The organism is Acinetobacter sp. UBA3025, assembly GCF_002367915.1.
Taxonomy (GTDB): domain Bacteria; phylum Pseudomonadota; class Gammaproteobacteria; order Pseudomonadales; family Moraxellaceae; genus Acinetobacter.
In genome coordinates this window covers 1-7,505 of record NZ_DFDO01000299.1, presented here as the reverse complement: position 1 = coordinate 7,505, position 7,505 = coordinate 1, and the positions used below count along the sequence as shown (strand labels likewise).

At 42.6% G+C, this 7,505-nt stretch carries 7 protein-coding genes; 6 read left to right on the top strand and 1 reads right to left on the bottom strand.

Features of this window, described 5'->3' with window-relative positions; translation table 11 throughout:
* The first annotated feature begins 331 nt into the window (after positions 1-331).
* Complete coding sequence (ribA, locus tag B4J23_RS12650; RefSeq protein WP_004786979.1) at positions 332-934, top strand: GTP cyclohydrolase II; 603 nt, start codon at positions 332-334, stop codon at positions 932-934.
* A gap of 121 nt (positions 935-1,055) precedes the next feature.
* On the opposite strand, the gene hemN is transcribed toward ribA, so the two are convergent.
* Complete coding sequence (hemN, locus tag B4J23_RS12645) at positions 1,056-2,429, bottom strand: oxygen-independent coproporphyrinogen III oxidase (RefSeq protein ID WP_291361064.1); 1,374 nt, start codon at positions 2,427-2,429, stop codon at positions 1,056-1,058.
* 242 nt (positions 2,430-2,671) lie between these two features.
* On the opposite strand from hemN, the gene hemF reads away from it, so the two are divergent.
* The 5 genes from hemF to B4J23_RS12620 form a co-directional block, all read left to right on the top strand.
* Entirely contained in the window at positions 2,672-3,619 is a 948-nt protein-coding gene (gene hemF, locus B4J23_RS12640; protein WP_291361062.1) for an oxygen-dependent coproporphyrinogen oxidase, read from the top strand.
* A 150-nt stretch (positions 3,620-3,769) separates the two neighbouring features.
* Positions 3,770-3,976 carry a hypothetical protein gene (locus tag B4J23_RS12635; protein ID WP_005233693.1) on the top strand — a complete coding sequence of 69 codons (207 nt, stop codon included), beginning with the start codon at positions 3,770-3,772 and terminating at the stop codon, positions 3,974-3,976.
* Positions 3,977-4,074: 98 nt separating this feature from the next.
* Positions 4,075-4,863: a shikimate dehydrogenase gene (aroE, locus tag B4J23_RS12630; RefSeq protein ID WP_291361060.1), complete on the top strand. Its 789-nt coding sequence runs from the start codon at positions 4,075-4,077 to the stop codon at positions 4,861-4,863.
* Between the two features lie 386 nt (positions 4,864-5,249).
* Positions 5,250-7,073, top strand: a complete 1,824-nt coding sequence (locus tag B4J23_RS12625; protein ID WP_291361058.1) for an acyl-CoA dehydrogenase C-terminal domain-containing protein — start codon at positions 5,250-5,252, stop codon at positions 7,071-7,073.
* Between the two features lie 358 nt (positions 7,074-7,431).
* Positions 7,432-7,505: cold-shock protein (locus B4J23_RS12620; RefSeq protein ID WP_291361067.1), on the top strand; the 74-nt coding region annotated here is incomplete at its 3' end.

Genomic DNA, 7,505 nt, shown 5'->3' with positions numbered 1-7,505 from the left:
GGTATTTCTGTATACAGCATATATGGCAAAGCCTTCTAAAGCCTGGCAAAATCTTAAGCTAGGTCAATGGGGAATAACCGATCATATAGTTGAATTGTAGCAGCTTCAATTCAGCTACGCTTCTAGCGATGCAATATTAAACAGCGATCTCGTCGGGGTGAAAAATTTGCAGGCTACGATTATCCTGAATAATCTTACTATTTATCAACTATTATCGTTCGCTTTCTACAAAAAAGAAAATGTTCTTCATAAATTCAGCTGAGCAATTCTACTAATGTTTAAGCATTACGCTATACTTTAGCTACTTTATTAGGATTTTACGGGTTCAGCTGTGCCTATCGAATTTGTCGCAACTTCAAGATTACCGACCGCTCATGGTGAATTTAAAATTACTGTTTTTCAAGACCCTAAAACTGGCGAAGAACATGTCGCTCTTTCTAAAGGCTTAGAAGAACCAAGTGATGAACCTGTGCTGGTCCGTGTACATTCTGAATGTTTAACCGGTGATGCCTTTGCTTCATTAAAATGCGACTGTGGCCCTCAACTCCAGGCAACACAAAAACTGATTAATGAAGTGGGTCGCGGTGTCATTCTTTATTTACGTCAGGAAGGACGCGGAATTGGCTTGACCAATAAAATCCGTGCATACGCCTTGCAAGACCAGGGACATGATACGGTCGATGCCAACCTAATGCTGAATTTACCGGCAGATGCACGTCAATATGATATGTGCAGCATCATGCTGGATCACTTAGGTGTAAAAGCCGTCCGCTTGATCACCAATAACCCTTTAAAAATTGATGCACTGAAAGAGCAAGGCATTAATGTAGTGGACCGTGTACCACTCACTGTGGGTCTGAATCCATTCAATGAGCAATACCTCAAAACCAAGCATGAGCGTATGGCGCATATGTATCAGAAGGAAGATTTTTAAAAGAATCTCCCCCTGCCCCCTCTTTTTCAAAGAGGGGAAATTTCCTTTTATATAAGTATAGGGAAGCCTCCCTTTTTTAAAGGGAGGTTTGGAGGGATTTATAAGATCCTAAGAGGGATTCTTAAATCGTCATTGAGAAAATCCGGTTCTCTGGCATACGACGCTTTAAACGTAAATCAAAAGCCATGCAAATATTGCGTACAAATGGTTTCCCTTTCTCCAAAATCGTGACTGAAGAGTCTTCAATTTTGATCAGCTGATCCTGCTGCATTTCCTTAAGCTGCTTTAGAACTTCATTAATTTCAGCAAACTGCATGTCAGGTTTTGCCCAAGAGGTGGTAAAGCTACACATCAGGTTCAGGATATGTTTGCGAATGATCAGGTCTTCCTGAGTCAGGATATGGCCTTTAAAGATCGGAATCTGGTTTTGCTCTAGCCGCTCATAATATTCTTCAATGGTTTTCACATTCTGCGCGAAGCTATACCAGCTATCACTAATCGAAGAGATTCCGAGTCCGATCATTACCTGAGTTTTAGACGCGGTATAACCCATAAAATTGCGGTGCAAAGTTCCAGACTGAAAGGACTGGTACATGCTGTCTTTTTCTAGCGCAAAATGGTCCATACCAATTTCATGATAACCATGCGACAAGAGCTTTTTCTTACCCTCTTCATAGCACTGACGCTTGATCTCATCTTTCGGTACATCCGCATCTTTAAAACCGCGCTGGCCATTCCCTTTAATCCAAGGCACATGTGCATAGCTATATAAGGCCAGACGGTCTGGTAACAGTGAATTGGTCTGATCAATAGTATTTAAAACATCATCCAAGCTTTGAAATGGCAGACCAAAAACCAGATCATGCGAAATTGATTCATAGCCTATCTCACGTGCCCATTCAGTCACCTGTTTAACATTTTCATAAGGTTGAATCCGGTGAATGGCTTTTTGTACAGTTTCATTATAATCCTGCACGCCATAACTGACCCGACGAAAACCCAGGTCATGCAAGCCTTGCAAATGCTCACGCGTGGTATTGTTTGGATGACCTTCGAAGCTGAATTCATGCTCTGCTGCAATCTTGGCTTTGGACAAAATACCTTGAATCAGCTGGGTTAAATGTTCAATGGAAAAGAACGTCGGTGTCCCACCACCAAGATGAATTTCTTTGATGATGGGTTTTTCTTCTAATAACTCACAATACAGCTCCCATTCTTTCAGCACAGCTTGTATATAAGGCTGCTCGACTTCATGACGTTTGGTCACCCGTTTATGACAGCCACAAAAGGTACATAAACTTTCACAAAATGGCAGATGAATATACAGGCTGATGCCTTCAGTCGCATTCGACTCCTGAAAAGAACGTTTTAGTGTCTGCTTCCAAAGCTCTAGTGAAAATCCTGACTCTTCCCAATAAGGGACGGTTGGATAACTGGTGTAGCGGGGACCGGGGACATTATATTTTTGAATGAGAGAATTTGCCTGCACAGTCATGAATGCCTACCACCTTATCAGTCAGGTTAATGCGCTGCATAGAGCGCTGTTGAGGTTATTGTGCGGAGCTCAAAAAAAGAATTCAACCTAGTAGCCTGGTCGGATTTAATGCACTACACATCCTTCTAAAACATTAGGTTGAATGTTGTTACAGATGGTGAGCATCTAGAAAAACACCTTAATTTTTAGGCCATTTTATGCTTTGATGTCATCAGTCTTTTTATTTCCCTATGAGAGTTCTGATGCAGCATCCCACCTCTGCAGATATTCAACGCGTTCGCGATTTTCTCCTCGACCTGCAAGCCCGGATTTGTGCCGCGCTGGAACAGCAGGAACGTGCCGGTGGCGGCACAGCTGAATTTGTAATTGATGACTGGGAACGTCCTGAAGGTGGCGGTGGCCGTTCACGCGTACTGCAAAATGGTACGGTAATTGAAAAAGGCGGTGTGATGTTCTCTCACATCAATATTTCCAAACTACCCGCTTCTGCCACTGAACGCCATCCGAATATAGCAGGAGCTAAAGCCCAAGCCATGGGTGTATCATTAGTCATCCATCCTAAAAATCCGAATGTCCCGACCTCACATGCCAATGTACGTTTATTTGTAGCGGAAAAAGAAGGTCAGGATCCGGTCTGGTGGTTTGGTGGCGGTTTTGACCTCACCCCTTTCTATCCAAATGATGAAGATGTGCTGTCATGGCACCAGACCGCGCATGATCTCTGTGCGCCTTTTGGCGAAGAGGTTTATCCAAAACATAAAAAATGGTGTGATGATTATTTCTATCTAAAACACCGTGATGAGCAGCGCGGTGTCGGTGGCCTATTCTTTGATGACCTGAATCAATGGGATTTTGAAACCTGTTTTCAGTATATACAGGCTGTAGGCAATGGTTATCTCGAAGCAATTCTGCCAATTTTCCAGCGTAACCAAGACAAGTCTTATACTGAAGCACAACGTGATTTCCAGCTGTACCGTCGTGGCCGTTATGTGGAATACAATCTGGTATATGACCGTGGCACACTGTTTGGCCTGCAGACGGGTGGCCGGATTGAATCGATTCTAGTGAGCCTGCCGCCTCTTACCGGCTGGTTATACCGCCCGGAATGGGCTGAAGGATCACCAGAAAAACGCTTAACCGATTATTACCTTAAACCGCATGACTGGTTAACAGAATTAAAAACTAAATAAAGCAATCAAAATATTTAAATACAAATTGCCCTCAGATCGAGGGCTTTTTTAATGGATAAATCCTCTATACTGCAACTCAGAAAGATATTTCAGGATCTACTCCTAGATCTCGACTCTGATAAAGATAAATTCTGTTAGGTAAAAATAACAATGTTTAAGCTTCACCTTAATCCTGCTACATTGGCCTTTTGGCTATTTCTGGCGCTTGGTATTAGTGCGATTAGTACCGCTGTCATCAGTCATAACCTGATTCTAGATGTAGTTGCCATTTTTGTGAGTGTCCTCACGATTGCCGGAACCCTCTTTAGTATGGCCTTGCTTTTTGTCGAACATATTATTGAAATCTGTAGTTCCTAAACCTTTAAACTCCAGCCTACTTTTCACTGCTGACAGGCTTTAGCCCTCCTGCATTTTCACGTATATTAATGGCCATTTCCGCACATGGACATGGTGAAATGAGCAAGCAATTTGCCGTTATTGGCAACCCCATCGAACAATCACGCTCTCCTGAACTACATCAGGCTTTCGCTGCTAAAACCGGGGTCGATCTGACCTATACCAAACGCCTTGCCCCACTGGATGGTTTCACAGCCAATATCCAGGAATTTTTTGCTCAGGGCGGTATTGGCATGAATGTGACTGTGCCCTTCAAAGAACAGGCCTTTGCCCAATGCCAGGTCCTTACCGAACGTGCCAAAATCGCCAAAGCCGTGAATACCCTATGGATGAAAGATGGCATTCTGCATGGTGACAATACTGACGGACAAGGCTTAGTGGAGGCTATTCGTGCTCTTGACTGGACTCTGGAAAATACCGATATCCTGATTATTGGTGCTGGTGGCGCGACCCGCGGTGTTATCTATCCATTGGTACAGGCCGGTGTGAAGAAGATTGTTATTGCTAACCGTACTTTGTCACGTGCAGAACAACTGGTTGCCGATCTAAAAGACGCTGTTCCACAAGCAGAACTGCAAGCCATTGCCTTAACTGATTTAGCCGGTGAGTTTGATATTGTAATTAATGCGACTTCTGCCAGTCTTAGTGGTGATGCGCTGGTACTACCTGAAGCTCTACAGTTTAAACATGCCTATGAAATGGCCTATGGCAAACCGTCCACTTTTCTGGATCAAGCTCGAGCCCGTGGCGTCCCTACTTCTGAGGGTTTCGGCATGCTGATCGGTCAGGCTATTGAATCTTTTTATATCTGGAACGGGGTAAAACCTGAGCTGAAAGATTTTCTTTAATTCTAAATATTTTTCAGGTGAACGGGTTAGTCATTAATTCGTTCACTCTTTTCCTTTCATTAAAAACAATAAAATTAAATTGGATTTAATGACATGATTTATCCAATAATTAGACCCTAACATTCGTGTACAATTCATACAAAAACACCCCTAGACAATCTCCCTAAATATTGATTAAAGTCCAGACAGATAAGCGTTTTTAAATACAAGTGTCTTATTTAAAGATGGAGATTTCCTTTATTTAATCTTTAAACTTGTCTGATCTTCTCGATTCGCTTTTCTGACATTTTTATTTGTTGTCTTTATCAATGTTTTTTTATCCCCAATGTGAATAATCATAGAATCGATACAGATAATCCAAAACTATTTTAATCAGGATTAAACGCATGCCAGCATATAAAGCTCCTTTACGTGATATTCGCTTCTTAATGAATGAAGTGCTTGATTACCCTGCACATTACCAAAAACTGTCAAATGGCGAATATGCCGATGCAGATACGGTAGACATGATCCTAGAAGGTGCGGCAGATTTCTGTGAAAATGTACTTTCTCCGCTGAACCAGACCGGCGATGCAGAAGGTTGTCATTTTGAAAATGGTGAAGTACGTACACCGAAAGGCTTCAAGGAAGCTTATGATCAGTTCGTACAAGGTGGCTGGCAAGGTCTATCTTATCCTGAGGAATTTGGCGGTCAAAACCTGCCGATGTCTTTAAACCTGATCAAATCAGAAATGATGGGTACAGCAAACTGGTCTTTCCAGATGTATCCAGGTTTGAGCGTGGGCTGTATCAATACCATCATCCAGTATGGTACTGATGAACAGAAAAACACCTATCTACCGCATCTGGTTGCAGGTACCTGGTCAGGAACCATGTGTCTGACTGAGCCACAATGTGGTACCGATCTGGGGCAGGTAAAAACTAAAGCTGAACCGCAAGCTGATGGTACTTATGCGATTTCAGGCACTAAAATCTTTATTTCTGCGGGTGAACACGATTTAACTGAAAACATCGTGCACATCGTTTTGGCACGTCTTCCAGATGCGCCACAAGGCACTAAAGGCATTTCCCTGTTTATCGTACCGAAATTCATTGCCATTGAAGATGGCGGTATCGGTGAACGCAATGCGGTGAACTGTGGTTCAATTGAACACAAGATGGGGATCCGTGCCTCTGCAACCGCTGTACTGAACTTTGACAATGCAGTGGGTTATTTGATTGGCGAGCCAAACAAAGGCTTGCATGCCATGTTTACCTTTATGAATACCGCGCGTATCGGTACCGCGATTCAAGGCATCTGTCATGCAGAACTGTCTTTCCAGGGTGCATTGCCATATGCCAAAGAACGTATGTCGATGCGTGCCCTGTCTGGCAAAAAAGATCCGGAAAAAGTGGCGGATGCGATCATCCATCATGCCGATGTGCGCCGTATGCTATTGACCCAGAAAGCGATTGCTGAAGGTGGTCGTGCCATGATGTATCATGCAGCACAAATTGCAGATAACATGAATGATGCCCTGCTGCGTGGTGATACTGCTGAATTTGAACAGCAGGATGATCACTTAGGTTTCTATACCCCTATTCTGAAAGGCTTCCTGACTGAAATGGGTTATGAAGCAGCGAACCACGGTATGCAAGTATTTGGTGGTCATGGTTACATCAAGGAATGGGGCATGGAACAAATCGTTCGTGACTCACGTATCTCTACCCTGTACGAAGGAACGACTGGCGTTCAGGCGCTTGACCTGATAGGTCGTAAAGTCCTGCTGACCTCTAAAGGTAAAGTGATTCGTGATTACACTGCTGAAATTCTGAAATTCTGTGGTCAGCATGCACGTAATAAATACATGCGCCGTTTTGCCTGGGATCTGACCAAGCTATGTGCACAGTGGAACGCACTCACTGTACGTATTATGCTGGCAGCACGTAAAGACCGTGACATCGTATCCTCTGCTTCTGTGGACTTCCTGATGTTTTCGGGTTATGTGATGATGGCTTACTTCTGGGCACAACAAGCTGCAGTGGCTTCAGCGAAACTGGTTACTGGTGATGGTGCAGAAGTTCCAGAATTCTACAAAGCGAAAATTAAAACTGCTGATTTCTACTTTGAGCGTTTATTGCCACGTGCCCAAGGCCATGCTGAAGCAATGGTAAATCCATCAAAAACTATGACTTCACTGGCAGCAGAACATTTCAGCTTTGATTACTAAGTCAAAGTTTAGGTTTTAGCTTTAAAAAGAGCGCTACGGCGCTCTTTTTCATATGTCAAAATGATGACGTGATACAAAGAAAAATCTGCTGCGTACACAAACTACACAAATTTATATCTATAATTTTCAGACGTCTATTAAATAATCCATATAATTTACTTGAATATCTATAAATACAGGGTATGATGGCGATAACTAGAAAAATTCTTGTTTTGGTTAGTCTTCTTTTAAGTATCGCAGTTTTAGTCATAAACCTTCGTTTTAAAGATCAATAAGCTCCATCCTTTTTATTTTTCAAAGTTACAGCTAGTCATCTGAAATTTTGACTATAAATCCATAAGATTCAATAGGTTATATTATGTCTAACACAGTTACCGGTACAGTAAAGTGGTTCAACGAAACTAAAGGTTTTGGCTTCATTCAACAAGACAA

What these genes read in the sequence shown, in the direction of transcription:
- aroE (WP_291361060.1), top strand. Translation starts at nt 4,075, where the DNA reads ATGAGCAAGCAATTTGCCGTTATTGGCAACCCCATCGAACAATCACGC.
- B4J23_RS12625 (WP_291361058.1), top strand. Translation starts at nt 5,250, where the DNA reads ATGCCAGCATATAAAGCTCCTTTACGTGATATTCGCTTCTTAATGAAT.
- hemF (WP_291361062.1), top strand. Translation starts at nt 2,672, where the DNA reads ATGCAGCATCCCACCTCTGCAGATATTCAACGCGTTCGCGATTTTCTC.
- B4J23_RS12635 (WP_005233693.1), top strand. Translation starts at nt 3,770, where the DNA reads ATGTTTAAGCTTCACCTTAATCCTGCTACATTGGCCTTTTGGCTATTT.
- hemN (WP_291361064.1), bottom strand. Translation starts at nt 2,429, where the DNA reads ATGACTGTGCAGGCAAATTCTCTCATTCAAAAATATAATGTCCCCGGT.